This window comes from Enterococcus sp. DIV1375a (assembly GCF_051712205.1).
GTDB classification, from domain to species: domain Bacteria; phylum Bacillota; class Bacilli; order Lactobacillales; family Enterococcaceae; genus Enterococcus; species Enterococcus faecalis.
Genome location: NZ_JBIOOM010000001.1, coordinates 507,292 through 532,915 on the forward strand (window position 1 = coordinate 507,292; position 25,624 = coordinate 532,915).

Here is a 25,624-nt window from a genome sequence, read left to right on the forward strand (position 1 = left end):
GCCAAGTTTCCTAAATAAAGGAAACTTGGCTTGTCTTTTTTCTAGTAATAGTCGTTTATTAAATAACATGTGAAATATTTTACAAATACATTTTAGTTTGATAAAATAAACGCGAACATATGAATTTGTTTTCATTTGTTTTGGGAGGAGGAACGAATGATTGAATTGATTTTACTTTTGTCGGTGATTCTTTTAGGTTTATTGATTGGAAATAAAAGAGTTGATAAGTGGCTTTTTCTTAAGGCATTACTTTTGTTTTCTGTTATGCTAAGTGTGAGCATCTTAATTTCGGTAGCTATGTATTTATTATTAACAATAGGCGTTGCAAACGTAATAGGGCAGCGGTTAGAGTCGTTATTTCTTTTAGGGATAGTCGTTATCATCAGTACGAGTCTTTTGTTATATTTTTTATTGAATTTAACGACGAAAAAAATTGTTTTACCCATCGCTTTAATGAAAATAATTGAATATTATATTCAATGGGTATTGATTTATGTTACTATTTATCAAGTGATTTTTGATCAGTTTATTGTTTCTTCAGAAGTAAAAAATACGTTACAAGGAACTATTGATGAGCCAGTCGCAATCATTATTGTTATTTTGCCATCATTTATTTCAATTTGGATTGCCGTTGTTTTATTTAGGATTCGTATGGAAGAACTTTAATCAGATACTTTTAGAATGGAGGAGTTTGTATGTCTGCTTGGCAAACATTTAAAAATGGAACAAGGCAATTTTTTAAAGACATCTTGCAGTACTTATGGTTATTTTTTACTTTAAATGTCTTATTATTATTGGTGGGTGGGGCTTTTAGTTGGGCTACTTCCAACGCACTAAAAACTCAAGGTATTCCTTATCTTTCGTTTAATAACCTGAATTTATTGTTAGAAAAGCCGCTTGCTCTGGTGTTATTAATTCTCTTGTTGTTACTTTTTTTAGGTGCAGTTTTTTATCAGTTTACCTTTTTATTATTAGGGATTTTTCAAATACGGCAAGACCATCGCTTTCATTTTAAAGGAGTTACCAAGGCATCTTTTAAGGTTCTTAAAAAGCAAGGTGCCCGTTCGTGGTTATTCTTTTTCGGTTATTTTGTTGTCATTGTCCCTTTTGGTAACCTGATTTTCCAAAGTAATCTATTGACGAAATTTGTGATTCCAGATTTTATTGTTGAATTTTTGTCCCAACGAATTCCTTACTTGGTTGGGTTACTGGCCTTTGGGTTATTAGTCTGGTATTTAGCTATTCGTTTCATTTACACGCTTCCATTAATGATTCTGGAGAGAAAAAAAGCGGGCGAGGCAGTTAAGGCTAGTTGGTCAATGACAAACAAACGATTATGGTTCATTATTCGTAATATTGCATTTGTGACGATCGCGGTATTTGTTTCAACGTATGTTATTTATGTGTTACTTTATCTTCTACAGTTGAAGTTAGATACCTTGAGCGATACCATTAGCTTGCTAGGTGGGATTTTAAATTTAACGGTTGTCCAATTTTTACAGTTTGTCTCTAATGCTTGGCTTTCAGTATTACTGATTAATTTCTTATATACACAATTAAATGTTCAAGCAGAAACGACGACAAAAGTTGCCTTTGACAAAGAAACAAAACGTAATAAATTAGTGACTATCGGAATGGGCCTAGGACTATTCACCATTTTTGGCGGCTATATAATTTTCAACGCTGTTTACTTAACAGGGCTATTAGAATCAAAACCTTTGATTATTTCGCATCGAGGGGTCACCAATAGTAATGGCGTACAAAATACCATTCCTGCTATGGAAAGAACCATTAAATTTAAACCAGATTATATTGAAATTGATGTTCAAGAAACCAAAGACCATCAATTTGTTGTGATGCATGATGCCAACCTTCAAGAACTCGCCGGCGTTGATGGCACGCCGCAAGAATTTACGTTGGCTGAATTAACAAAAATGACCGTTAAAGAAAATGGCCAAGAAGCACCAATTGCCAGTTTTGATGATTATTTAGCGAAAGCAAACCAAGCCAAACAAAAATTACTAGTAGAAATTAAAACGTCTAAACAAGATAGTCAAGGTGCGCTTTCTAACTTTATTGAAAAATATGAACGTCCTCTGATAAAGAATAACCATCAGGTTCAATCTCTCGACTACAATGTGATCAAAGCGTTTAAAAAAGCCAAATCAAAAGTAAAAGTTAGTTTTATTTTGCCCTATAATTTCACTTTTCCAGAAACACAAGCTGATTTGTATACAATGGAAGCTACTACGTTGAATGATACCTTCATTTTAAAAGCTGACCAACAGAAAAAAGCAGTTTATGCTTGGACAGTTAATGACTCAGAGGTATTGAGTAAAATGCTCTTTATGGACGTTGCTGGAGTGATTACCGATGATTTGGAGTTAGTCAATGAAGAAGTCAATGACTTTGAAAAAAATCCGTCGTATGCGGATCGTATTTTGCATTATATTTTTATGCTACCAAGTGTGGCTTCTCAATAAAAAATGAAGAAGAGGGTTAAACGAAATGAAAAAAGAATTTTCGCGAGTACTTCTTAAAAATCAATCTGATGAAATTCTTATTTTAAAAGATCGGCCAGACACATGGAATTTCCCTGGCGGAAAACAAGAACTTGGTGAATCAGCGCTGGAATGTGCGATTCGTGAAATGAAAGAAGAATTAGCAGTGGAAATTACTGAACTTGAAGAAATTTTTACTGGACCACTTGTTTTTGATTCAATCGTTTGGCAAGGACATTTTTATTTTGCCAAACAAGCCCAAGGAAAAGTGACCCTGAACGAACCAAATAAAATTAAAGGCGTACAATTTATTAAGCGGTTTGAGGAAGTAAATTTTTCACCAGGATTAGCTCCGCTATTTGATTATTTGGCGCGTAGTGATTATTTAAAGTTAAACAAAACTAACTGGAAATAGAGAGAATAGGAGTGTTTTTTGCTAGGGCTTTGTCAAGCGCATCTTTGATTATTTTAGAAAGTCCAAGGAAGAGTCGTGGGCATTGTTTATTCCTAATAAATATGTTATAGTAATTAAGTAATCAATTTTGATAAGTAATTTGAGTTATATATTTAAAAACTATACTTCTCCTTTTGCCACTCAACATTTTTTGCAATAACTTGCATATTTTTATGCACTAGGAGGAAATATATATGAACAACGGTACAGTAAAATGGTTTAACGCAGACAAAGGTTTTGGATTTATTACAGGTGAAGATGGCAATGATGTATTTGCACATTTTTCAGCTATTCAATCAGATGGATTTAAAACTTTAGACGAAGGCCAAGCAGTAACTTTTGATACTGAAGAAGGTCCACGCGGCTTACAAGCAACGAACATCGTAAAAGCTTAATAATGAATGAAAACGGACCACGTGTTGGTCCGTTTTTTTGATAGCTGTTGTCTGATCTCGCCATTAATTACATAGCAAAACAAAGCAGAGGCCATTTAAAGGAGGAGAATCTGAAGACGACCTTAACTGAGCTGTTACTTGTAAGTGGATTATTTTGGCTAGTAATCATAATTGGTGTGATTGCTGGTAGTATATTTCTAATTAAGTATTTTAGAGGTCGGAGCTGAACGGTTCTGTTCCCGCCAATTATCAGGTTTTAAGCCTGGGACAAAAATCCAAAGTGATTTTTGCCCCAGGTTCTTTATTTAATTAGGGTATTAAGTTTTAGGTAAAATAATTAACAAATTAAAAGCAATTTACTATATAATCAGAAAGGGATCTTTAAGAGAGAAGCAGGTGTTTGCTTGTCGTAATACTTTGTTTAGCAGATAGAAAAAGGAAACGTTATGCGTTACAATAGGAACGGAGGAATTTTAACCTTATTGGATTTGTAGCTGAAGCAGAACAAATGTTGTCGCGTTAAGTGCGATTGAGCTTGCCACAAGCAACATTTGAAAAAAATACGGATAGAAAAATCATTCCTAAACAAGAAAAAAACACTCTTTAGATGAATAAAGAGTGTCCAGAAACGTTGATAAATCAACATATTTAAATAACGCGCCCTGAGGGAATCGAACCCCCGTCTCAAGAACCGGAATCTTACGTGATATCCACTACACTAAGGGCGCGGCACGAATACTAGTTTAGCTGATATTGACAAAAATTACAAGAGGGAGGACGAAAATAATGAAATTTGAGCAACGAATGTCCCAACAACAAAAACAAGTCCAGAAGTTGGCCATGACTCAACAGCTTCAACAATCCATTCAAATTTTACAATTTAATACGGAAGAACTCGCTGCCTTTGTTGAAGCGAAAGCACTAGAGAATCCATTGATTGATTTACAAGTAGACACGCAGTACACCACAGATTTTCCGATAACTAGTCGTTCTTACACCAATCAAGACGAAGAAAATAATTATATGAATCAAATTCCAGACTATCATTTATCATTATTTGAGTCTTTAATTGATCAAATTCATTTGAATTACCGCGATACATACTTGCGAACATTGGTATTGTTTTTAGTAGAATATATAGACGTGAATGGTTATTTAACGATTTCGTTAGAAGAAGCGGCAGAGAAAACCGAAGCAAGCGCCATTCAAATGCTAGATGCATTAACTTTGTTACAACAGCTAGATCCAGCAGGTGTGGGGGCACGCAATTTACAAGAATGTTTGATGCTACAAACAGAACGAGACGATACCGCGCCTAATTTAGCGTATATTTTATTGGAGGAAGAATTTGATGCCTTAGTGAGTCGTAAATGGGGCCCGTTAGCTAAAAAATTCGGGATTGAATTAGCAGAAATTCAATTGATTTTTGATTATATACAAACGTTATCGCCAGCGCCAGGGAATATTTTTGATGCGACCGAGGAATTGTATATTCGACCAGATTTAACTGTCCGAATCAAGGAAGATCGAATAGTGGTGATTTCCAACAAAGCTGGTCGACCGACATTAAATTTTCAAGAAAATTATTTCAAACGAATGCAAGAGACTGACGACAAAGAAGTCCAAGAATATATTAAGGATAAGAAAAACGAATTTGAATGGTTAGAGCGCGCAGTGAATCAGCGGGGGGATACAATTTTACGTGTAGGGCAAGAAATTGTGCGTCGTCAAGAAGCCTTCTTTTTAGAAGCAGATCGGCCATTAAAACCAATGACTTTAAAAGAAATTGCGGATGCTTTGTCTATTCATGAATCGACAGTTAGTCGTGCGGTCAATGGAAAATATCTAGAAACCACGTTTGGCGTCTTTGAATTGCGCTCATTCTTCTCAACAAGTATTCTTTCATCAGAAGAAGATGGCGAGGATGTCTCAACAACGATGGTTAAAAAGCAACTACAAAAATTAATTGATCAAGAAGTAAAAAGTAAACCGTTATCTGATCAAAAATTAGTCGAGCGATTAAAAGATTCAGGCATGGAAATATCCCGGCGAACGGTAGCAAAATATCGTGAAGCCCTAGGGATTCCATCTTCATCTAAACGAAAACGATATGAGTAAACAACCAAAGCTTATGAGTGATTTTCATAAGCTTTGGTTGTTTTTTTGTGATTTAAAAAATGCTGGTTTTTTGAATTGTAAAAAAAGCCTAAAGGAGGCAAAGTTTGCTTGCCATTTCCTAGGAAAAAACGTATATTAAAGTTACTTGCTTCTTTAAATAAAGGAAAAGAATAATTTTATAGAAAAGTTGGAAAGCACAAATGAATCAGACAGCAAATAGCAAGAAAAAACGCTATATTACAGGTTTTGATGGCATTCGGACGATCGCTGTAATTGGCGTGATTTTGTATCACCTTTTTCCCCAAGTCATGCGAGGTGGCTACTTAGGTGTTCCGATTTTCTTTGTTGTTTCAGGTTATCTTATTAACGACTTGTTGCGGCAAGAATGGGCAGAAAATCAGACCATTGATTTAAAAGGATTTTATGTGCGAAGGATGAAACGGCTGTATCCAGCATTAATTGTGATGCTTTTAAGTGCAGTTAGTTATATTACACTCTTTCAGCAGGATTTATTAAACAATATTCGCAGCGTTGTCGCTAGTAGTATTTTTTATTACAACAACTGGTGGCAAATTTTTAAAGGGTTTTCTTATTTTGATGGATTTGCGACACAATCGCCATTTGTACATATTTGGTCATTGGCAGTTGAAGCGCAAAATTATTTAATTTGGCCATTACTTTTTATTCTTCTGGAACGCTTTGTTCGTAAGCGCGGTCGAATTTTCAGCTTGGTTTTAATCGGCGCTTTAATTTCGGTGACGCTGATGGCCGTTTTATATGTTCCTGGCGCAGATCCTACACGTGTCTATTATGGAACAGACACACGTGTTTTTTCTATTTTACTAGGTAGTGCATTGGCGTATGTTTGGCCAAGCACACGTTTGAAAGAAGAAATTCCAGAAGCCTCTAAAAAAATCTTAAATGGCGCTGGTTTAAGTGCCTTAGTTCTTTTAGTGTTAGCCTTTTTAACATTATCAGATCATACAAATTTTGTTTATTACGGCGGCATGTTTTTAATTAGTTTGGCAGCCACTGTCTTAGTGGCCGTCACTGCACATCCAGGGGCAGATATGAATCGTTGGTTAACGAATCCGGTCTTTACGTGGATAGGTAAACGGAGTTATGGCATTTACTTGTATCAATTCCCAATCATGATTTTTTATGAGGCCAAAATTAAGACCTTATCGGACCATGTTTTTCTACATTCATTGGTTGAAATAGCATTAATTTTAGTCGTGAGCGAATTGTCTTATCGTTTTATCGAACATCCACTGACACGATTGTCTTATAAGGATGTCTGGACTCAATTCACTGAGTTCTTACGGAAACCGTGGGACCTTCGTGAAAAAGGGACAATGGCCTTTATGACAGTGATTAGCGTGATTGCAGTATTCGGTTTAATTGTGGCTCCAGCAAACGCTAAAAGTGCGCAACAAGAGCAACTAGAAAAAAATATTGCGAAAAATCAGCAAAAAATTGAAGAACGTAAAAAAGAAGTCCAAGAAAGTGGCACGAAAAATAGTAGCACGTCCACAGAAAGTAGTACAAAACCGAGTGAAAGCCAAGACGTTCTACCCACACAACTCACACCAGAGCAAGTAAAAAAAGCGCAGAATTTAGAAATCACAACTATTGGTGATTCTGTTATTCTAGATGGTGCTAGCGGGTTACAAGATATTTTCCCTAAAATGATTATCGATGGGGAAGTGGGCCGTCAATTGTATAGTAGCATTTCACTAATTGGTGAACTAGACAAAAAGAAAATGCTTAAAAATACTGTTTTAGTGAGTTTAGGTACGAATGGTCCTTTTACAGAGGCACAATTTGATGAATTTATGAAAGCGTTAGGTAATCGAAAAGTTTATTGGATTAATGTTCGCGTCCCAACTAGAAGATGGCAAAATCAAGTGAATAGTTTACTTAGTCAAATGGACAAAAAATACGATAACTTAACGGTCATTGACTGGTTTAATTATAGTAACGCCCATGATGATTGGTTTTATGATGACCGAGTTCATCCAAATGTGGCAGGTGGCGAGCAATACACACACTTTATCGCGGAGAAAATTTTACAGTAGCAAGAAACTTCCAGCTCAGATGAAAGGGGCTGGAAGTTTTTTGTTATAGGAAAAGCAAATATAGGTAATTTAATGATTTTCTTGAAAACCTAAGCTTTTTTTTTAGATATCTGGTATACTGTTTTTGTTACAAGTTCCCGAAAGGATTTAGCAAGTAATTGTCGTTACTTACTAAAGATGCCTTGTAACCGAAACTATTTAGGGGGAATAACATTATGACAGAAAGACATTTATTTACATCAGAATCCGTTTCAGAAGGACATCCAGATAAGGTAGCTGACCAAGTCAGTGATGCAATTTTAGATGCGATTTTGGAGAAAGATCCGATGGCCCGCGTGGCATGTGAAACATCCGTAACAACTGGTTTAGTCCTAGTATTTGGAGAAATTTCTACAACAGCTTATGTAGATATCCAAAAAATTGTTCGTCAAACTGTGAAAGATATTGGTTATACACGAGCAAAATATGGATTTGATGGAGAGACTGTCGCAGTTCTTGTAGCAATCGATGAGCAATCACCTGATATCGCTCAAGGGGTTGACGCAGCCTTAGAAGTGCGTGATCAAGATGAAAAAGACGATATTGGCGCTGGTGACCAAGGCTTAATGTTTGGTTTTGCTGTTGACGAAACACCGGAATTAATGCCATTACCGATCGCGTTAAGTCATCGTTTGGTTCGCCGTTTAGCAGAATTGCGGAAGGAAAAAGTCTTACCTTACTTACGTCCTGATGCAAAATCTCAAGTAACAGTGGAATATGATGATCAAGGTCAACCACAACGTGTGGATACGATCGTCATCAGTACACAACATGATGATGAAACAACCTTAGAACAAATCGAAAAAGATATTAAAGAACAAGTAATCAATGAGGTGATTCCTCATGAACTTTTAGATGATGAAACAAAATACTTTATCAACCCAACTGGTCGCTTTGTAATCGGTGGCCCTCAAGGAGATGCCGGCTTAACTGGTCGTAAAATTATCGTTGATACTTATGGCGGTTATGCTCGTCATGGCGGCGGTGCTTTTTCTGGAAAAGATGCAACCAAAGTTGACCGCTCTGCTAGTTATGCTGCGCGTTATATCGCGAAAAACATTGTTGCTGCTGGTTTGGCGAAAAAAGTAGAAGTCCAATTAGCTTATGCAATTGGTGTGGCGCAACCAGTGTCTATTTCTATTAATACGTTTGGTACGAGTGATCTTCCAGAAAGTAAATTAATCGAAGCAGTTCGTAAAAACTTTGATTTACGTCCAGCAGGCATTATTGAAATGCTAGATTTACGTCGCCCAATTTATAAACAAACTGCGGCTTATGGTCATTTTGGTCGAACAGATATTGATTTACCTTGGGAACAAACAGATAAAGTTGAAGCGTTAAAAGCTAGTTTAGCTGAATAATTAAATAAAAAAAACAAGAAGTCAGCCAATACTTGGCTGACTTCTTGTTTTTTTTTTGTAATAATTTTTTATGAAAAAGCATTTTTTTAAGACATTTTGTTCTTTTTTGTATAGAATAGCTATGGAGCAATTTAGAAAATTGACAATTGAATAGAAAAGGATGTGAACAAATGGCAAAAGAAACAAATGTTAAGTTAGTCACGGTGAGTGTTTTTGTGGCAACATTTATGACAGCCATTGAAGGGACCATTGTGTCTACTGCGATGCCAACGATTGTCGGCTCGTTACATGGCATGGAAATTATGAACTGGGTATTTTCAATTTATTTATTAACGAATGCGATGTTAACACCGATTTATGGGAAACTTGCGGATAAAATTGGTCGTAAACCTGTCTTCATGATTGGCATTATCATTTTTATTTTGGGCTCCTCGTTGTGTGGCTTTGCTCAAGATATGTTGACTTTAATTATTGCCCGCGCAATTCAAGGTGTGGGGGCAGGCGCAATTTTACCAGTTGCGTTAACGATTATTGCCGATATGTATACATTGGACAAGCGAGCGAAAATTTTAGGTTTAAACAGTGCCGCCTGGGGAATTGCTAGTATTTTTGGTCCGTTAGCAGGTGGTTTTATTGTAGATACAGTCGGTTGGCATTGGATTTTCTTCATTAATGTTCCTATTGGACTTGTTTTATTGGGCTTGATTAGTATTTTCTTAGTTGAACCAAAGCGGGAACGGACCAAGATGCCAATGGATATTTTGGGCAGCGTTACTTTGATGGTAGTGCTGCTAACGTTATTGCTAGGTTTTCAAATGATTAGCGATAATGGTTTTACATTAGTAACATTTGGTTGTTTAAGTTTGAGTGTGCTCTTTTTTGTAGCATTTGTGATGATAGAAAAACGCGCGCAAGACCCAGTGATTGATTTGCATTTATTTAATCAACCAACGTTTGTTTTAGTAAATCTTATTGCAGCGCTTATTAGCGGTTTCTTAATGGGGATTGATGTCTACATTCCGATGTGGATGCAAGGTGTCTTAGGAAAAAGTGCAGGAATTGGTGGCTTAGTTTTAGCGCCTATGTCGTTACTTTGGATGGCTGGATCATTTATAGCAAGTAGTTTTATGGAAAAATATGCTATGAAAAAAGTCTTAACGATTGGGTTATCGATTCTATTAGTCGGGGCCATCTTTTTAGTGGTAATGCCAATGGCCGTTCCGTTTTGGCTTTTCTTTGTAGTGTCTTCTGTCTTAGGAGTTGGTTTTGGGATTACTATCACAACGACTACGGTGACAGCACAAAGTACAGTGGAGCCTGAAAAAATGGGGGTTGCAACATCGTTTAATACGTTGGTGCGTACAATTGGGCAGACTGTGATGGTGTCAATTTTTGGTGTGATTTTAAATGCAGGAATGTTTGCGAAATTGGAAGCGAGCGCGTTAAACGTCGATGCAGATGTCATGAATCAATTAGTGAATCCACATACTGCAAATTTAATTCCAGCTGCGTTGTTAAAACCATTACGCGGTATCCTCTATGCAGGTCTGCATAATGTTTACTTAGTCGGTGCGGGCTTAGTTGTTGTCGCTCTTTTGTTAAATATTTTCGCAAAAGCGCAATGAGCGAAGGTTTAGTGGTACACTAATAGAAAGAGTATTGGAGGGAAAAGTAGATGGCCTTTTTACAAGCAAATATTTATTCAAATGTATTGGAAATGGAAGTGAATGTGAACGTAATTTTACCACAAGAAACGGTAAAAAAAGTGGGCACAAGTACCCAAGCAGCATTAACAGATATTCCCGTGTTGTATTTATTACATGGGATGGGAGGGAATCACAGTGTCTGGGCTCGCAGAACCTCTATTGAGCGGTATGTCGCTGATTTGGGGATTGCTGTCATTATGCCGTCCACGGATTTAGCTTGGTATACGGACACACAATACGATATGAACTATTGGACGTTTATCTCAGAAGAATTACCGAAAATTTGTCATCAACTCTTTCCACAGTTAAGTACAAAACGAGAAAAAAACTTTGCCGCTGGTTTGTCAATGGGTGGTTATGGCGCCTTGAAATTAGGATTAGCGAAACCAGAATCTTTTGCAGCCGTTGCTTCTTTGTCTGGGGCAGTCAGTTTATCATCCACTAGTTTTGGGGAATTATTAAAAGTCCGTAAGCGAAGCTATTGGGAAGGTATTTTTGGCCCGTTAGATCAAATTGAAGGTTCCATTCACGATCCGCTGTATTTATTACAACAATTAGTAGAAAGCCAAACAGAAATGCCCCAATTTTACCTTTGTTGTGGGGAGCAAGATATGTTACTTTCTGCTAATCAACAGATGGCTCAAGCGTTGGAACAGGCACAGGCAAGTTACACTTTTGAAACTGGACCAGGAGAACATGACTGGGTGTTCTGGGATGAATGGATTCAAAAAGCCTTGGCTTGGCTACCAATACCAAAATAGAGAAAGTAGTTTTCAATATTTATTTTAAAAGTTAACCCTTGGTCCGTCAGTCGAAATGACTGACGGACCAAGGGCTTTTTTTATTTAGATGAAGATGTGTTGTCTGCTTGCAACCCATCTAAGTAGGTTTTAACGGCTTGAATAAAGGCGGATTTTTGGTGGATGGAGTGTCGAAATTGAATGCTTTCCTCCATGTACGTTAACTCATTGTCGGATACATATTGTTTCATGTGCAACACTTGTTCTTTTAAATAGTCATCTCCGTTCAACACTTGCGAAACGAGCTGTTTTTCCTCCGTTGCGTCCATAATCATCCCAAATAAAAGATGTTGTAAAGACGTTACTGCTAAATGAGTCATTTCTGGTGAAAAACCTGCTTCTCTTAAAATGCCCATCATTTGATTCAAATGGCGTAATCGTTGGGGATAGGCAGGGACGGTTTGGATTTCGATAGCTACGGCACAGGGAAATTGTTGATAGAGATCATAATAGTTTTCCATGAAGGCTAGTAAGTCAGAATACCATTCACCACATAATGCAGGTTCTTGAAAGTGCTCTTCAATCGCTTCAGCCATACTTTGAAGTAAGGCTTGCTTATTTTTAAAATACCAATAAATTGCGGGCGCCTGTACACCAAGCTGTTTGGCGACTTTACGCATAGAAAGTTGTTCTAAAGTGGGACTTTTTTCTAACAAAGAAAATGCGGCTGCAATAATCGTGTCTTTTGATAATTTCGGTTCCATGATTTTAGCTCCTATTAAACGTTATCTTCGTAAGTTTATCAAAAAGAAGGTACACTTTATGATAGGAAAAACTTGTGAAAAATTAACTTGTTCGCTTGTATTTTACCACTAAAAATGGTAAATTATGAATCGGCCTTATTTTACAGTGTTAAATTGGTGAAGTCAATGAGCAAATTGATTTTTTTGTAATGGGGAAGAATTCGCAGACCAACACTGAAGAAGCAGGGAACTATTTTAAGAAAGTAGGGATAAGATGGACCTTATTATTCAACACGCCAAAAAATACAAAGGCTCGGTAGTTATTGCCTTGTTGGCGGTGATCGTAATGGTTGTCTCAGCACTTTGGCAACCAAAATTGTTACAACAAGTGTTGGAAGCAATTATGAATGACGATAGCGACAAAATGAAAAACTTAGGGATTCAATTAATTGCCATTGCAGGATTAGGACTCGTTGCAGGGGTTATTAATACAATTTTTTCTGCCAAAGTTGCCCAAGGTGTCAGTGCTGACATTCGTGAAGCAACTTTCCGCAAAATCCAAACCTTTTCATTTGGCAATATCGAAAAATTTTCAGCAGGTAACTTAGTTGTTCGTTTAACAAATGACGTTACTCAAATTCAAAATGTCATTATGATTGCGTTGCAGACACTTTTTAGAATTCCTTTTTTATTTATCGGGAGTTTTATTTTAGCGATGCTAACCTTGCCACAACTATGGTGGGTGATTGTTGCACTTGTCATCGCAGTTATTTTGATTTCTATGCTGTCCTTTTCGCAAATGGGCAAGCATTTCATGATTATTCAAAACTTGATTGATAAGATTAATGGTATTGCAAAAGAAAATTTGTTAGGCATTCGTGTCGTCAAATCATTTGTTCAAGAAAAAAATCAATTGTCACGTTTTACAAAAGTGAGTGAAGAATTAACCACCCATAACTTAATCGTAGGTAGCTTATTTGCTGTGATGATTCCAGCGTTTATGTTGGTGGCGAACTTAGCTGTTGTAGGCTCAATTTTCTTTGTGAGTAACTTAGTCAAGGACGATCCAACTTTAATCGGTGGTGTCGCTTCCTTTATGAACTATTTAATGCAAATCATGATGGCGATTATTATCGGCGGAATGATGATGATGATGACTTCTCGTGCCGCTGTTTCCATTAAGCGGATTAAAGAAGTGATGGAAACAGAACCAGATGTTACCTACAAAAAAGTCCCAGAACAAGAGTTAATTGGTAGTGTTGAGTTTGACCACGTATCTTTCCGTTATCCTGGGGATGAAGAAGATACCTTGAAAGACATCTCTTTCTCTATTCAGCCAGGTGAAATGATTGGGATTGTGGGCGCAACTGGCGCTGGTAAATCTACATTGGCACAATTAATTCCACGTTTGTTTGATCCGACAGAAGGAAAGATTGAAGTTGGTGGTGTCGATTTACGAGAAGTGAACGAACACAGTTTACGAAAAACAGTTTCCTTTGTGTTGCAAAAAGCAATCCTGTTCTCTGGAACGATTGCGCAAAATCTACGCCATGGTAAACGTGACGCTTCTGAAGCGGACATGGAACGGGCTTCAGGCATCGCCCAAGCCAAGGAATTTATTGAAAAATTAGCAGAAGGTTATGATGCACCCGTCGAAGAACGGAGTAATAACTTTTCTGGTGGACAAAAACAACGGTTATCAATTACAAGAGGTGTGATTGGTGAACCTAAAATTTTGATTTTAGATGATAGCACCAGCGCGTTGGATGCTCGTTCGGAGCGGTTAGTCCGAGAAGCGTTGGATAAAGAGTTAAAAGAGACTACCACGATCGTTATTGCCCAAAAAATTTCTTCTGTTGTCCATGCAGATCGTATTTTAGTATTGGATAATGGACGTTTAGTCGGGGAAGGCACGCATGAAGAATTAGCAGCTACGAACCCCGTGTATCAAGAAATTTACGAAACTCAAAAAGGAAAGGAGGAAGCTTAATGACTGATTTAATAAAAGCTAGTAAATTTTTCTATCATTATTTAAAACGTTACAAAGTTTCTTTCCTCTTTATTTTCTTAGCAATTTTCGCAGCGACTTATTTACAAGTCAAAGCGCCGCAATTCGTTGGGGAAGCTATTCAGGAATTAGCGAAATATGCGGTTAATGTGATGCAAGGAAAAGACGATAAAAGTGCGTTCGTTTCTGTCATTTGGAAACTACTCATTTTTTATGTCTTAACTAGTGCCGCTAGTTTCATTTATAGTATTCTCTTTACACAAGTCGTGGGGAAATCGACAAACCGCATGCGGATTGGTTTGTTTAATAAATTAGAAAAATTGACGATTCGTTTCTTTGATTCTCATCAAGATGGTGAAATTTTAAGTCGTTTTACTAGTGATTTAGACAACATCCAAAACAGTTTAAACCAAGCGTTGCTACAAGTATTAACCAATATTGCCTTATTGGTTGGTGTCTTAATCATGATGTTCCGTCAAAATGTGGAACTAGCATGGGCCACAATTGCTTCTACGCCGATTGCGATTTTAATTGCGGTCTTTGTGATTAGCAAGGCGCGCAAATATGTCGATTTACAGCAAGATGAAGTGGGTAAATTAAATGGCTATATGGATGAAAAAATTAGTGGGCAACGTGTGATTATCACTAATGGCTTACAAGAAGAAACCATTGACGGCTTTTTAGAGCAAAATGAAAAAGTTCGTGCAGCTACGTATAAAGGTCAAGTGTATTCAGGATTACTTTTCCCAATGATGCAAGGAATGTCATTAGTCAATACGGCGATTGTTATTTTCTTTGGTGGTTGGTTAGCAATCAATGGCTCTGTTGATCGTGCCGCTGCGCTAGGTTTAGTCGTTATGTTTGTCCAATATTCCCAACAATATTATCAACCATTAATGCAAATTTCTTCAGGTTATAGCATGATTCAATTAGCTGTTACAGGCGCTCGTCGTTTAAATGAGATGTTTGATGAACCAGATGAAATTCGTCCCGAAAATGGCGGAAAATTAGAAGAGATTAACAAAGCTGTGGCTTTAAATCATGTTGTTTTTGGCTATAATCCAGAAACGCCTGTGTTGAAAGATGTTTCTATTCATGTGGATAAAGGTGAAATGGTCGCTTTAGTCGGACCGACAGGCTCAGGAAAAACAACGATTATGAATTTAATGAATCGCTTTTATGATGTGAATGAAGGCGCCGTGACGTTTGATGGTGTGGACATTCGTGAAATGGATTTAGATAGCTTGCGTTCACATGTAGGCATTGTTTTGCAAGAGTCCGTTCTATTTTCAGGAACAATTCGTGAGAATATTGCTTTTGGTAAGCCAGAGGCCACGGATGAAGAAATTGTTCAAGCAGCGAAACAAGCGAATATCCATGAATTTATTGTAAATCTTGAGCAAGGCTACGATACTGAGATTACGGAAGAGAATAACCTTTTCAGTACGGGGCAAAAGCAATTAGTAAGTATTGCACGAACGATTATTACCAATCCAGAATTATTAATTTTGGATGAAGCAACAAGTAATGTTGATACAGTAACAGAAGCTAAAATCCAAAAAGCGATGGACGAAGCAATTAAAGGGCGCACCAGTTTTGTGATTGCCCATCGTTTGAAAACGATTCTAAATGCGGATCGGATTATTGTTTTACGAGACGGTGAAGTCATTGAAGAAGGCAACCACCATGAACTAGTTGAACAAGATGGATTCTATGCGGAACTTTATAAAAATCAATTTGTTTTTGAATAAGTTGAAAAAGAAGCAAAATGAGTCATTCTCATTTGCTTCTTTTTTTGCTATGCTAAATAGAAAAAGGAGAAATGTCAATGGAAAAAATGAGGAATGTACGGCAATTACGGCGCACGTTTTTGGTGCTAAATACTTTATTTGTACTGAGTGTATTCAGAGAGAATCGATGGACAAAATCGGCACTGCTTTTTTGGTTGTTGGCTAATAGTTTTTTATCTGGACTGCAGTGGTTGATTTATCTTGGGGGCGAAAAAGGCTGGCTGATACATTTGCAGCGGTGGTATTATTGCGCGATTCTTCTCCAAATAGCAGGCACATTAATTGTATATTTTTCGTTTTTTGTATAAAGGTCTCTCGTTTCTTGCCGGAGAATATGCTAAAATAAAAAGCAGCAGGGGGCGAGAAAACCATGGAAAAGCCAAATAAACGCAAAGCTGATTTAGAACGTACACGGCAAATTATTTTGTCTGTCGCTTCTGAATTATTCATGACAAAGGGGTTCAAAAATACCTCCACTCGTGAAATTGCTTTAAAAGCGAACATTACCCAACCGAATCTCTATCACCATTTTAAAAATAAAAAAGAACTGTATTTAGCTGTGATTGAAGAATTAACGTCCCGTGTTCAGGAAGAATTAGTCCCAATTGTTTCTGGAAATGCATCAGTAGAAGAAAAACTTTATCAATTAATCAAAGTTTTGTTAGATGAACATCCGACCAATCTTTTCTTAATGTTGAACGATATGTTTCAAGAAATGGGCCCTGATTACAATCGTACGCTGTATCAAATTTTCAAAAAAACCTATATCAATAATATTGCGGCTATTTTTGAAAGTGAACCTGAAACCAATTGCTTACAAGAGGGCATCAGTGTAGATGATGCAACTCGGTTTATTTTATATAACGTTAGTGCATTATTAAGTATTGAAAAAACGTACCAGCGAAAAACAGTGGATGACGATGTCAAAAAATTCATTCAATTTATGCTACATGGCGTTCTGAAAAGTCACAAATAAAAAATAGAGAAGCCCTGTTGAAAAACAGACTTCTCTATTTTTTTGTAAAATTCACTTATCAATCGATAAATAATTATTGATTTATCGATTGATAAGTGATATAGTTTATTTCGAAAAGAAGAAAGAGGTGAACCATTCATGTTTTTAGGATTTAATGAAATGAAGTATTCAAAAGGACGGTACGTCCTTGTAGTTTTAGTAATGGTCTTGATTGCTTGGTTAATTTTTATTTTGTCAGGTTTAGCGAACGGTTTAGCTCAAGGAAATCGTTTAGCCGTAGATCAATGGCAAGCGAATCAAGTGGTTTTATCAAAAGAGGCCAATAGTAATTTAAATGTATCAGTGTTAGATGAAAACGTGAAAGAAACGATTTCAGGAGGCAAAATTGCACCGATTGGTCAACAATCTTTAGCCATCCGCCCAGCAGATGACAAAAAGGCTGAATTAACGAATGTTAGCTTATTTGGGATTGAAAAAGAAAGTTTTTTAATGCCAAAAGTGATTGAAGGAAACGCATTTACTGATAAAAATCAAGTGATTGCTTCAGAAACATTGAAAAATCAAGGATTTAAAATTGGCGACAAATTAACTGCAGGGAAATATGATGAGCAATTAGAAATTGTCGGCTTTATTTCTAAAAGTAGCTATAACATTGTGCCAGTTATTTACACTTCTCTGGATACTTGGCGGTCAATTAAATATGGTGACAATCCAGCAATGGCCAAAATGGTTAATGGTTTCATTGTTCGCAGCAAGGACAACGCGGAAGTTAAAACGACTAATAAAGACAGCCAAGTTCTTTCAATTTCAGATTTTATTGAAAAACTGCCGGGATACAGCGCTCAAAACTTGACCTTGGATGGCATGATTTATTTCTTAATTGTGATTGCAGCGTTCATTATCGGTATTTTTATCTTTGTGATGACTTTACAGAAAACAGCAATGTTCGGTGTCTTAAAAGTTCAAGGGGTGCCGACTAGTTTCTTAGCAAAGGCAGTCATGCTACAAACCGCTTTATTGGCTGTTCTAGGAGTGGCGATTGGTCTTGCTTTAACGGGAATTACCGTGCTCTTTTTACCAGAAGCGATGCCTTATGCAACTAATGGACCACGCATGATTTTGTTTAGTGTACTATTGATTTTATCTGCATTAATTGGCGGGGCATTTTCAATTCGAACGATTGCTAAAATTGATCCGTTAATCGCGATTGGAGGTTAGAGACATGGCAAATGTTTTAGAAATGAAAAATATTTATAAAAAATATGGTGAAAAACATACAGAAGTGATCGCGTTAAAAGAATTATCTTTTGCGGTTCAGCCAGGTGAATTTGTCGCAGTAATTGGTCCTTCTGGTTCTGGTAAAAGTACCTTTTTAACGATTGCAGCTGGTTTACAGGCACCGACAAGTGGTGAAGTCATTGTTGGCGGGCAATCACTAAATAAGTTAACGAAAAAGCAACGTTTGGCGCAACGTTTTCAAAAAATCGGCTTTATTTTACAAAGCTCTAATTTGGTGCCATTTTTAACAGTGGAAGATCAATTTCACTTAATTGAAAAAGTTGATAAGTCACGTAAAAATAGTGAATTAAAAGAGCAATTGTTAGAGACGTTGGGTTTAAAAGAATTACGAAATAGTTATCCTCGTGATCTCTCTGGTGGGGAAAGACAACGGGTAGCCATTGCGTGTGCATTGTATCATGAGCCAGACGTAATTTTGGCAGATGAACCAACGGCTAGTTTAGATACAGAAAAGGCATTTGATGTTGTCCAATTACTAGCGAAAGAGGCCAAAGAGAAAGATAAAGGGATTATCATGGTGACACATGATGAGCGTTTGTTGAAATACTGTGATCGAGTGGTTCGTATTCGTGATGGTGAATTGACAGAGTAACAAAACAAATAAAAGAGAACATGATCGGATTGCTGGAGACAATCCGACCATGTTCTCTTATTTCTTTTCAATACAGAAAAGAACAGGTGGCTGATTTTTTTGATTGATAAACTCATAACGTAAGACACTGTAAACATCTTGTGGTAAGGCTTGCGTGTAATTCGTGACCAAATCAAGTTCCTCTGAACCACCTTCGTGGCCATAATAAACGACTAAAATAATGCGACTTCCTTTTACCAAATGAGGCAGTAACCCATCTAACGCCTGTTTAGTCGTAGCGGGTTTTGTAATAATTTCCTTATTACTTTTAGGTAAATAGCCTAAGTTAAAAATAGCGGCAGTGATTTCTGTTTCTTCATCTAGGACAGCATGAAGATGTTCATGTCCTAATGGAAATAACGTAGTTTGTGAGAGTAAATTAAGTTCTGTTAACTTTTGTTCTGTATTGATCAACGCTTCTTTTTGGATATCAAAGGCGAAAACTTCACCAGAAGGGCCAACCAGCTCTGCTAAGAATGCTGTATCATGACCATTTCCCATTGTTGCATCAATGACGAAGTCGCCAGGTTCCACCACTTCTTTTAAAAGTTGGTGACTAAAATGTAGGGCTGTTTGTAGCATTAATTGAAAACTTCCTTTCCTGAAATGACAGTATATTTTCCTTGATAACTGTTGCGGCGTTTCATTTCCGTATCAATCGCATTGAGAACTTCCCATTTTTTCAAGCTCCACATCGGTCCGATAATTGTTTCAAAGGGAGCATCGCCTGTCAAGCGATGAATAATAATTTCGGGTGGAATCATTTCTAACTGATCACAAATCACTGAAACATAGGCTTCTTTGCTCATCAATTGTAAGCGTCCTTCATTATAATCCCGCATCATTTTGGTATTTGTCATTAAATGAAGTAAGTGCAGTTTAATCCCTTGGATATCTGAATCCTGAATAGTTCGCCGCACATTTTCGCGCATCATAGCGGGGGTTTCACCAGGTAGCCCGTTAATTAAATGTGTACAGACCCGAATCCCGTGTTTCCGTAATTTAGCCACACCATCTAGATATGTTTGATAATCATGGGCGCGATTAATGGCAGCGCTAGTTTCCTCAAACGTGGTTTGCAAACCCAACTCTACCCATAAATAAAAGCGTTCATTTAATTCAGCTAAATAGTTCACTACCTCATCAGGCAAACAATCAGGACGGGTACCAATGGATAAACCAACGACGCCTTTTTCATTGACTACTTGTTCAAACCGATGACGAATAACGTCAACGGGCGCATGTGTATTGGTGAAATTTTGGAAGTAAACAATGTATTGATCGACAGTTGGCCATTTTTGATGCATCAATTGGATTTCTTTTTGAAATTGAAGCGGCAGGGGATCGCTAGGTGCAACAATCACGTCGCCTGAGCCAGAAACACTACAGAACGTACAACCACCTTTGGCAACCGTCCCATCACGATTGGGGCAATCAAAGCCACCATCAATTGGCACTTTAAAAATCTTTTCACCAAACTGTTGACGAAGTGCATAGTTCCAAGTGTGATAGCGTTTATTTGGATCATCTGAATAAGGAAAAATTTGCATAATCAAGACTTCTTTCTAGCGTTGTTTGCTTTGAAATCGCCAAACAAAGCGTTTTTCTAAATAAATAGGGTAACTTAATAACAACCAAGCTAAACCAAGACAAAAACCACCTAAGATATCGCTAGGGAAATGGACACCTAAATAGATTCGACTAACCCCAATCATGAAAATCCCAATACCTAGTAAAATTTGCACACAAAGGCGGACCGTTTTATTTTTAATGAAAATTGGCAGAATCAATAAAATAGTGCCGTAGAACAAGGTGCTTCCTACAGCATGTCCGCTAGGAAAACTATACGTATGTTCAGTTACTAAATGCTCCAAAGTAGGACGTTGGCGCATAAAGAATAATTTTAATAAAGAATTACCTACGCCAGCAATTAAGGCAGTATTAATAAAGAGCCATAATGCTTCAGCATAATATTTCCAAACAATAAACAGAGCAATGACAACGATTGCTAAGATGATAATCGTCAATGAATTGGCAAATTTGGTGTACCAAATAAAAAAGTTATTTAGCTGTGGAAAAGGACGACGAACAAAAGAAGTAATCGTTTGATCAAAGCCTTTGAGCCAGGTTGGATAAAAACGAACAACATAGCCTAAAAACATAAATACTAAAAGAAAACAACTACCTGCAAATTGATAATAAAGTTTGTTTTTCATAAAAAATCCTTTCAAAATTTAATCGCAACAATCCGTATTATACCATCAAAAGAGTAAAAAATTAAAAGATAATTTCATTGCCTGATTTGGAGGGGATACAGATATTAAGAAAGTTCTGGCACCACAATCTCTCATTGTGGTGCCAGAACTTTTTTAAATGGTGCATGGTTATTGATTATCATCATCAGGAGTATCAACGGTAATATCGCCGAATTCGCTAGAAAGGTTAAACTCTGTATCCGCACGACCATTCTTATAAGATGTTCGCTCTTTGTTTAAAAGTTGAACATCGCCTAATTTTGATTCACCTTTGATTGAAATGTTACGCAAAATTTCTCCAGAATTTACATAAATATCTCCATGGACAAGAGCAACAGTTAATTTTTTAGGCACAGCAGGCATGTCTAAAGAAAAATCACCATTTTCACTTGAAAAGTTAGCTTCTCCTTTGAAATCATAGACGCTAATATCGCCATCTGTCGTTGTTGCTTGGATGTTTCCGCGAGCATTTTGCACTCGAATATCACCAGAAATAGTAGTATTTTTGATTTCATCGAAATAGGCTGAATCCAACGTTATATCGCCGTCAGTGGTTTCAACTGTTGCTTTTTTAGCGGAAGTATCCGCTGAAAGGTAGATACCATCTGAAGAGTTAAGCGTCATTTTTTTTGCTTTAACACCCGATAGACTAACATAAGAATTTGGTAGATTAGTTGTTAATTCGTCTACGTTAAAAGCATTCAATGAAACTTGTGAATTGGTTGAGCCATCAATTACTAACTTTTTCACATTATTAGGAATCTGGACACTCACGTTCGGTGTGAAGTCACTAAAAATACCAATATTAAAGAATGACAATTCGGGTTGGTTTTGTGTGCGAGTGGTATTGATGGTTGCTGTTATTTTATTTTTTTCTTCTTTGACATTTAAGGTGCCTTCAGCTTTTGAATAAAAGGCATTATTCGGTGATCGTAACCCCATTTTGTTACTATCAGTTTTATAAATGGTATAAGGGCCTTTGCCTTTTAAGGATAAGTGAAGTTCTTCGCCTGCTTGTTTATTTTTTAGTGTATAACTTTCTTTTAGCGGTGTGACTGATTTTTCCGCTTGCTTGTAATAATAGACGGCGCCAGATCCACCAATTAGCATCGCTAAGACAGCAATGGATAAGAGAATCCCTGTTGTTTTTTTCATTAGATATCACCTCGTAAAACAGCAATGTTCCATTGGAAATAACGCTTAAAGACATGTGCTGAAAATTTTAAAATTGGTAGAAACAGTAACCAACCAATGATTGATGCACCAAATAAAAAGAGACTCATAGATAATTGGAAAAAGGAAGCGGCATTTGCTTGGGTAATAACACTATAAATACCATAAATTGGTGAAAATAAAGTTGCAGCTCCGGCAATGCCACAACCGACGTACATTAAGGCAATCCCTAAAATAACCCAAAACATGAAGAAAAAATTTAAACAGAAAATACCAAGCACTTGGAAAAATCGGGTTAGTGGCCGATGCTGTGGTCGTTGATAGTATGGAGAATCATTATCATAGTAAAATTCAGATTCTTCTTCATAGGGATGATCATAAGCAGGTGTAGCCGCTGGAATTTCTTGCCAGCCATTATTTTCAATTTTTCGTTCCGTCAATTCAATGCCTTGTTCTTTTAAAATTTCTTCTGCGATAACCCGTGGTTTCCCCAATGATTTTGCCACTTGTTCTTCTGTTTCGCCTTCCGCAACACGAGCATCAAATAACGCCTTGTATTTCGCAAGAATAATAGCTTGATCTTTTGGATTTAATGCTTTTAAATAAATTTTCAGCTCAATAATAAAATGTTCTTTATTCATTCCGCTCCCTCTTTCTACACGATTCATTTCTCATCTTAAACTATAATTTCTTTTTGGGCGAATAACAAGAGAAATTAAAAAAATCAGACTAAGGTAAAGAAGCATCTACAACTAAAGTCGCAGTTTTTTCCGAGTAGTAACAAGAGAGTATATCCGTGTTAAAAAACATTACTTCTTTACAATCTAGTTACAGTAATATGAAATTTTGTTGAAGTGTTTTTAATTCGCCAGAAAAAAAGGTATACTTGTTATAATAACAAAACTAAAAAATTACATTTACATATAAGTTAAAAAAGGAAAGTTGGGGACGTATCAATGAAGAAAGAATCAATGTCACGTATCGAAAGAAGGAAAGCACAACAAAGAAAGAAAACGCCAGTACAATGGAAGAAGAGCACTACTTTATTCAGCTCGGCGTTAATTGTTTCATCTGTAGGAACACCCGTTGCGTTACTACCAGTGACTGCTGAGGCAACAGAAGAGCAGCCAACAAATGCGGAAGTTGCCCAAGCACCTACTACGGAAACTGGCTTAGTAGAGACACCAACAACAGAAACTACGCCAGGAACTACGGAACAACCGACAACGGATTCGTCAACAACGACTGAATCGACAACTGAATCATCAAAAGAAACACCAACAACACCAAGTACCGAGCAACCAACAGTTGATTCAACTACACCTGTGGAATCAGGAACGACTGATTCTTCAGTAGCAGAAATCGCGCCAGTAGCTCCTTCAACAACCGAGTCCGAAGCAGCGCCTGCGGTTACACCAGATGATGAAGTAAAAGTACCCGAAGCTAGAGTAGCTTCTGCGCAAACTTTTTCAGCGTTATCACCGACGCAAAGTCCTTCAGAATTTATTGCCGAGTTAGCTCGTTGTGCACAACCTATTGCGCAAGCCAATGATTTATATGCATCAGTGATGATGGCTCAAGCAATCGTTGAAAGTGGTTGGGGAGCAAGTACGCTATCTAAGGCACCAAACTATAACTTATTTGGGATTAAAGGCAGCTACAATGGACAATCTGTCTATATGGATACATGGGAATATTTAAACGGCAAATGGTTAGTGAAAAAAGAACCTTTCCGTAAATATCCTTCTTACATGGAATCATTCCAAGATAATGCGCACGTGCTAAAAACAACTTCTTTCCAAGCGGGCGTTTACTATTATGCTGGGGCTTGGAAAAGCAATACAAGCTCGTACCGCGATGCAACTGCTTGGTTAACAGGTCGTTATGCGACAGATCCTAGCTACAATGCTAAATTAAATAATGTCATTACCGCATATAACTTAACTCAATATGATACACCATCTTCTGGTGGAAATACTGGGGGCGGAATAGTTAATCCAGGAACAGGCGGCTCGAACAATCAATCAGGAACGAACACCTATTATACTGTAAAATCAGGGGATACCTTGAATAAAATTGCCGCGCAATATGGTGTGAGCGTTGCTAATTTACGCTCATGGAACGGCATCTCGGGTGATTTAATTTTCGTTGGTCAAAAACTTATCGTGAAAAAAGGAGCTTCAGGTAATACTGGTGGCTCAGGCAGCGGTGGTTCTAACAATAATCAATCAGGAACGAACACGTACTATACTGTAAAATCAGGGGATACCTTGAATAAAATTGCCGCGCAATATGGCGTGAGCGTTGCTAATTTACGCTCATGGAATGGCATCTCTGGCGATTTAATTTTCGTTGGTCAAAAACTCATCGTGAAAAAAGGTGCTTCAGGTAACACTGGTGGCTCAAACAACGGTGGCTCTAACAATAATCAATCAGGAACGAATACGTACTACACAATTAAATCAGGCGATACCTTGAACAAAATTGCCGCCCAATATGGTGTGAGCGTTGCTAATTTACGCTCATGGAACGGCATCTCTGGCGATTTAATCTTCGCTGGTCAAAAAATTATTGTGAAAAAAGGTACTTCAGGTAACACCGGTGGCTCAAGCAATGGTGGTTCTAACAATAATCAATCAGGAACGAATACGTACTACACGATTAAATCAGGCGATACCTTGAACAAAATTTCTGCACAATTCGGTGTTAGTGTGGCTAACTTACAAGCCTGGAATAACATCAGCGGTAGTTTGATTTTTGCTGGTCAAAAGATTATCGTGAAAAAAGGCGCCAACTCAGGTTCAACGAATACGAACAAGCCTACGAATAATGGTGGCGGTGCGACAACATCTTACACGATTAAATCAGGCGACACGTTGAATAAAATTTCTGCACAGTTTGGCGTGAGTGTTGCTAATCTACGTTCATGGAACGGGATCAAAGGCGATTTAATTTTTGCTGGTCAAACAATCATCGTGAAAAAAGGCGCTTCTGCAGGTGGCAATGCTTCTTCAACAAATAGTGCATCAGGCAAACGCCATACAGTTAAAAGCGGTGATTCACTTTGGGGCTTATCAATGCAATACGGAATCAGCATCCAAAAAATCAAACAATTAAATGGCTTAAGCGGGGATACAATTTATATTGGTCAAACTTTAAAAGTTGGTTAATTTAAGATTGAAAAAAATAGCTATCTTTGGTAACATGAGTCTTATAATAGAAAAAAACAATGAGAAGGAATAGTAGAAAGAACCATGTGATAGAGAGCGTATGGCTGGTGGAAATACGTACAGAAGCTTTTGAACTCGCCTTTAAGTTACTTTTTTGAACAAACCAAGTAGGAAAAGTCGGTGACGA

21 protein-coding genes, 1 tRNA gene, 1 riboswitch and 1 other annotated feature (1 of these 24 cut by a window edge) are annotated in these 25,624 nt (G+C 37.3%); of the genes, 15 read left to right on the forward strand and 7 right to left on the reverse strand.

Features of this window, described 5'->3' with window-relative positions:
• The first annotated feature begins 156 nt into the window (after positions 1-156).
• From IGJ63_RS02515 to IGJ63_RS02530, 4 genes are all read left to right on the forward strand, one after another.
• Positions 157-666 (forward strand): SA1002 family membrane protein, encoded by a 510-nt coding sequence (locus IGJ63_RS02515; RefSeq protein ID WP_002358746.1) that lies wholly within the window; start codon positions 157-159, stop codon positions 664-666.
• A gap of 29 nt (positions 667-695) precedes the next feature.
• Positions 696-2,483: a glycerophosphoryl diester phosphodiesterase membrane domain-containing protein gene (locus tag IGJ63_RS02520; protein WP_002363211.1), complete on the forward strand. Its 1,788-nt coding sequence runs from the start codon at positions 696-698 to the stop codon at positions 2,481-2,483.
• Positions 2,484-2,508: 25 nt separating this feature from the next.
• Positions 2,509-2,916, forward strand: coding sequence for an NUDIX hydrolase (locus tag IGJ63_RS02525; protein ID WP_002361287.1), 408 nt, complete (start codon positions 2,509-2,511; stop codon positions 2,914-2,916).
• Between the two features lie 233 nt (positions 2,917-3,149).
• The gene (locus tag IGJ63_RS02530) at positions 3,150-3,350 is read left to right on the forward strand and encodes a cold-shock protein (RefSeq protein WP_002355647.1); all 201 of its coding nucleotides are present in this window, start codon (positions 3,150-3,152) and stop codon (positions 3,348-3,350) included.
• A 656-nt stretch (positions 3,351-4,006) separates the two neighbouring features.
• Here IGJ63_RS02530 and IGJ63_RS02535 read toward each other — a convergent pair.
• Positions 4,007-4,078: transfer RNA gene (locus IGJ63_RS02535), tRNA-Arg, on the reverse strand.
• Between the two features lie 58 nt (positions 4,079-4,136).
• Between IGJ63_RS02535 and rpoN the strand changes: the two genes are divergently transcribed.
• The 5 genes from rpoN (at position 4,137) to IGJ63_RS02560 (ending at position 11,413) form a co-directional block, all read left to right on the forward strand.
• Positions 4,137-5,468 carry an RNA polymerase factor sigma-54 gene (rpoN, locus tag IGJ63_RS02540; RefSeq protein WP_002361288.1) on the forward strand — a complete coding sequence of 444 codons (1,332 nt, stop codon included), beginning with the start codon at positions 4,137-4,139 and terminating at the stop codon, positions 5,466-5,468.
• 200 nt (positions 5,469-5,668) lie between these two features.
• Positions 5,669-7,546: an acyltransferase family protein gene (locus tag IGJ63_RS02545; protein WP_002378047.1), complete on the forward strand. Its 1,878-nt coding sequence runs from the start codon at positions 5,669-5,671 to the stop codon at positions 7,544-7,546.
• Between the two features lie 122 nt (positions 7,547-7,668).
• Positions 7,669-7,764, forward strand: a riboswitch (SMK box riboswitch).
• Complete coding sequence (gene metK / locus IGJ63_RS02550; RefSeq protein WP_002355656.1) at positions 7,762-8,946, forward strand: methionine adenosyltransferase; 1,185 nt, start codon at positions 7,762-7,764, stop codon at positions 8,944-8,946. (Overlaps the previous riboswitch by 3 nt.)
• A 170-nt stretch (positions 8,947-9,116) precedes the next feature.
• Positions 9,117-10,571, forward strand: a complete 1,455-nt coding sequence (locus IGJ63_RS02555) for an MDR family MFS transporter (RefSeq protein ID WP_101732284.1) — start codon at positions 9,117-9,119, stop codon at positions 10,569-10,571.
• Positions 10,572-10,621: 50 nt separating this feature from the next.
• Positions 10,622-11,413 (forward strand): alpha/beta hydrolase, encoded by a 792-nt coding sequence (locus tag IGJ63_RS02560; RefSeq protein ID WP_127341835.1) that lies wholly within the window; start codon positions 10,622-10,624, stop codon positions 11,411-11,413.
• Between the two features lie 80 nt (positions 11,414-11,493).
• Here IGJ63_RS02560 and IGJ63_RS02565 read toward each other — a convergent pair whose 3' ends face one another.
• Positions 11,494-12,156 carry a TetR/AcrR family transcriptional regulator gene (locus tag IGJ63_RS02565; protein ID WP_002358755.1) on the reverse strand — a complete coding sequence of 221 codons (663 nt, stop codon included), beginning with the start codon at positions 12,154-12,156 and terminating at the stop codon, positions 11,494-11,496.
• Positions 12,157-12,409: 253 nt separating this feature from the next.
• Here IGJ63_RS02565 and erfC point away from each other — a divergent pair, with 253 nt between their 5' ends.
• The 5 genes from erfC to IGJ63_RS02590 all read left to right on the forward strand — a co-directional run bounded on the left by erfC (position 12,410) and on the right by IGJ63_RS02590 (position 18,800).
• Positions 12,410-14,125 carry a multidrug ABC transporter ATP-binding protein/permease ErfC gene (gene erfC, locus IGJ63_RS02570; RefSeq protein ID WP_002355662.1) on the forward strand — a complete coding sequence of 572 codons (1,716 nt, stop codon included), beginning with the start codon at positions 12,410-12,412 and terminating at the stop codon, positions 14,123-14,125.
• Entirely contained in the window at positions 14,125-15,894 is a 1,770-nt protein-coding gene (gene erfD, locus IGJ63_RS02575; RefSeq protein WP_002355663.1) for a multidrug ABC transporter ATP-binding protein/permease ErfD, read from the forward strand. Before erfC ends, erfD begins: the two co-directional genes overlap by 1 nt.
• A 409-nt stretch (positions 15,895-16,303) precedes the next feature.
• The gene (locus IGJ63_RS02580) at positions 16,304-16,909 is read left to right on the forward strand and encodes a TetR/AcrR family transcriptional regulator (RefSeq protein ID WP_002355664.1); all 606 of its coding nucleotides are present in this window, start codon (positions 16,304-16,306) and stop codon (positions 16,907-16,909) included.
• Between the two features lie 138 nt (positions 16,910-17,047).
• Positions 17,048-18,127: an ABC transporter permease gene (locus tag IGJ63_RS02585; RefSeq protein WP_002355665.1), complete on the forward strand. Its 1,080-nt coding sequence runs from the start codon at positions 17,048-17,050 to the stop codon at positions 18,125-18,127.
• A gap of 4 nt (positions 18,128-18,131) precedes the next feature.
• Entirely contained in the window at positions 18,132-18,800 is a 669-nt protein-coding gene (locus IGJ63_RS02590; protein WP_002363221.1) for an ABC transporter ATP-binding protein, read from the forward strand.
• A 57-nt stretch (positions 18,801-18,857) separates the two neighbouring features.
• Here the strand turns inward: IGJ63_RS02590 and IGJ63_RS02595 are convergent, their stop codons facing one another.
• The 5 genes from IGJ63_RS02595 to IGJ63_RS02615 form a co-directional block, all read right to left on the reverse strand.
• Positions 18,858-19,421: a class I SAM-dependent methyltransferase gene (locus IGJ63_RS02595; RefSeq protein ID WP_002379137.1), complete on the reverse strand. Its 564-nt coding sequence runs from the start codon at positions 19,419-19,421 to the stop codon at positions 18,858-18,860.
• Entirely contained in the window at positions 19,421-20,389 is a 969-nt protein-coding gene (locus tag IGJ63_RS02600; RefSeq protein WP_002379138.1) for a TIGR01212 family radical SAM protein, read from the reverse strand. The genes IGJ63_RS02595 and IGJ63_RS02600 overlap by 1 nt, the downstream gene beginning before the upstream one ends.
• 15 nt (positions 20,390-20,404) lie before the next feature.
• Positions 20,405-21,055, reverse strand: a complete 651-nt coding sequence (locus tag IGJ63_RS02605; protein WP_002355669.1) for a phosphatase PAP2 family protein — start codon at positions 21,053-21,055, stop codon at positions 20,405-20,407.
• Between the two features lie 168 nt (positions 21,056-21,223).
• Complete coding sequence (locus IGJ63_RS02610) at positions 21,224-22,249, reverse strand: DUF4097 family beta strand repeat-containing protein (RefSeq protein WP_101732282.1); 1,026 nt, start codon at positions 22,247-22,249, stop codon at positions 21,224-21,226.
• Positions 22,249-22,908 carry a DUF1700 domain-containing protein gene (locus IGJ63_RS02615; protein ID WP_002381265.1) on the reverse strand — a complete coding sequence of 220 codons (660 nt, stop codon included), beginning with the start codon at positions 22,906-22,908 and terminating at the stop codon, positions 22,249-22,251. The genes IGJ63_RS02610 and IGJ63_RS02615 overlap by 1 nt, the downstream gene beginning before the upstream one ends.
• Before the next feature lie 315 nt (positions 22,909-23,223).
• Here IGJ63_RS02615 and IGJ63_RS02620 point away from each other — a divergent pair, with 315 nt between their 5' ends.
• Positions 23,224-25,437: an autolysin gene (locus IGJ63_RS02620; RefSeq protein WP_023894729.1), complete on the forward strand. Its 2,214-nt coding sequence runs from the start codon at positions 23,224-23,226 to the stop codon at positions 25,435-25,437.
• A 50-nt stretch (positions 25,438-25,487) separates the two neighbouring features.
• Positions 25,488-25,624, forward strand: a binding site (T-box leader) (it continues 96 nt past the right edge of the window).

Coding starts and splice junctions, on each gene's coding strand:
- IGJ63_RS02555 (WP_101732284.1), top strand. CDS start 9,117: ATGGCAAAAGAAACAAATGTTAAGTTAGTCACGGTGAGTGTTTTTGTG.
- metK (WP_002355656.1), top strand. CDS start 7,762: ATGACAGAAAGACATTTATTTACATCAGAATCCGTTTCAGAAGGACAT.
- IGJ63_RS02545 (WP_002378047.1), top strand. CDS start 5,669: ATGAATCAGACAGCAAATAGCAAGAAAAAACGCTATATTACAGGTTTT.
- IGJ63_RS02515 (WP_002358746.1), top strand. CDS start 157: ATGATTGAATTGATTTTACTTTTGTCGGTGATTCTTTTAGGTTTATTG.
- IGJ63_RS02590 (WP_002363221.1), top strand. CDS start 18,132: ATGGCAAATGTTTTAGAAATGAAAAATATTTATAAAAAATATGGTGAA.
- IGJ63_RS02525 (WP_002361287.1), top strand. CDS start 2,509: ATGAAAAAAGAATTTTCGCGAGTACTTCTTAAAAATCAATCTGATGAA.
- rpoN (WP_002361288.1), top strand. CDS start 4,137: ATGAAATTTGAGCAACGAATGTCCCAACAACAAAAACAAGTCCAGAAG.
- IGJ63_RS02615 (WP_002381265.1), bottom strand. CDS start 22,908: ATGAATAAAGAACATTTTATTATTGAGCTGAAAATTTATTTAAAAGCA.
- IGJ63_RS02530 (WP_002355647.1), top strand. CDS start 3,150: ATGAACAACGGTACAGTAAAATGGTTTAACGCAGACAAAGGTTTTGGA.
- IGJ63_RS02595 (WP_002379137.1), bottom strand. CDS start 19,421: ATGCTACAAACAGCCCTACATTTTAGTCACCAACTTTTAAAAGAAGTG.
- IGJ63_RS02600 (WP_002379138.1), bottom strand. CDS start 20,389: ATGCAAATTTTTCCTTATTCAGATGATCCAAATAAACGCTATCACACT.
- IGJ63_RS02520 (WP_002363211.1), top strand. CDS start 696: ATGTCTGCTTGGCAAACATTTAAAAATGGAACAAGGCAATTTTTTAAA.
- IGJ63_RS02565 (WP_002358755.1), bottom strand. CDS start 12,156: ATGGAACCGAAATTATCAAAAGACACGATTATTGCAGCCGCATTTTCT.
- IGJ63_RS02620 (WP_023894729.1), top strand. CDS start 23,224: ATGAAGAAAGAATCAATGTCACGTATCGAAAGAAGGAAAGCACAACAA.
- IGJ63_RS02605 (WP_002355669.1), bottom strand. CDS start 21,055: ATGAAAAACAAACTTTATTATCAATTTGCAGGTAGTTGTTTTCTTTTA.
- erfC (WP_002355662.1), top strand. CDS start 12,410: ATGGACCTTATTATTCAACACGCCAAAAAATACAAAGGCTCGGTAGTT.
- IGJ63_RS02610 (WP_101732282.1), bottom strand. CDS start 22,249: ATGAAAAAAACAACAGGGATTCTCTTATCCATTGCTGTCTTAGCGATG.
- erfD (WP_002355663.1), top strand. CDS start 14,125: ATGACTGATTTAATAAAAGCTAGTAAATTTTTCTATCATTATTTAAAA.
- IGJ63_RS02580 (WP_002355664.1), top strand. CDS start 16,304: ATGGAAAAGCCAAATAAACGCAAAGCTGATTTAGAACGTACACGGCAA.
- IGJ63_RS02560 (WP_127341835.1), top strand. CDS start 10,622: ATGGCCTTTTTACAAGCAAATATTTATTCAAATGTATTGGAAATGGAA.
- IGJ63_RS02585 (WP_002355665.1), top strand. CDS start 17,048: ATGTTTTTAGGATTTAATGAAATGAAGTATTCAAAAGGACGGTACGTC.